The sequence below is a fragment of the Psychrobium sp. 1_MG-2023 genome (genome assembly GCF_030689115.1).
GTDB lineage: Bacteria > Pseudomonadota > Gammaproteobacteria > Enterobacterales > Psychrobiaceae > Psychrobium.
Window position 1 is genome coordinate 1 of the sequence record NZ_JAUYVJ010000071.1, and the last position, 1,229, is coordinate 1,229.

At 46.3% G+C, this 1,229-nt stretch carries 1 protein-coding gene; it reads right to left on the minus strand.

Going from position 1 to position 1,229, the window contains the following annotated elements:
• A partial coding sequence (locus Q8W26_RS17790) for a hypothetical protein (RefSeq protein WP_305473878.1) occupies positions 1-1,229 on the minus strand: 1,229 nt, incomplete at both ends.

A 1,229-nucleotide genomic window follows, 5' to 3' on the forward strand; every position in this document is an offset into this window, starting at 1 on the left:
GTGATCACGCCATTCGCATCAATGCTAAATAAATCTTTATTGTCACCGACTAACTCGTAGCTGACGTTATCGCCATCTGGGTCAGTCGCAAGAGTCGTAATGCCCACTGGCTGACCAATGGCGGCGTTCTCTGAGATAGTATTATCCGCCACATTACTGTCACTAATAGGCGATACTTCAGTATTGGTATGCTTTATTACTGTTTCAACTAAGTTACCGCGATTACCTGCAAGATCAATAATTTCAGCTACAACGGATAACTCTCCCTCAGCAAGGTGAGATATGTCTAATCCAACTATTTCAACAGTACCGTTTTCATCAACATTAATTTTTTCAGTGGGAACAATAAATATCGCTCCGCTGCTATCCGAAATGCTTATCGCGCTTATTGTTGCACCAACTTCAATTTTAAGCGATAGGCTTGTATTAGACACCTCAGCGCGGTCAAGAAAGCCGTCTTCACCGCCACCAATCTCTAGGCTGTTTTTACCATCATCTGGATTCGGTGCAATGGTGTCTTTGATGACTTTTTCTGTTAGCTCACCCACATTACCCGCAGGATCTTTGATTTTACCCGTGATGGTTAACTCACCTTCACCAAGACCTGATAAGTCAAGGCCTGGGATCTCAACCACACCGCCTTCACCAATCACGATATCGTCTACTGGAACAACAACCGTACCGCCGTTCGGGCCAGTGATCACAAGCTCTTCAATGCTCGCGCCTGGCTCAATCACTAAGCCAAGGTCTGTGTCACCAATTTCATCTTTATTAATGAAACCGTCTTCACCGCCACCGATCTCTAGGCTGTTTTTGCCATCATCTGGGTTCGGTGCAATGGTGTCTTTGATGACTTTTTCAGTTAGCTCACCCACGTTACCCGCAGGATCTTTGATTTTACCCGTGATGGTTAACTCACCTTCACCAAGACCTGATAAGTCAAGGCCAGGGATCTCAACCACACCGCCTTCACCAATCACGATATCGTCTACTGGAACAGTGACCGTACCGCCGTTCGGGCCTGTGATCACAAGCTCTTCAATGCTCGCGCCTGGCTCAACCACTAAACCAAGGTCCGTGTCACCGATTTCATCTTTATTGATAAAGCCGTCTTCACCGCCACCAATCTCTAGGCTGTTTTTGCCATCATCAGGGTTCGGTGCAATGGTGTCTTTGATGACTTTTTCTGTTAGTTCACCCACGTTACCCGCTGGATCTTTAACTTTTGC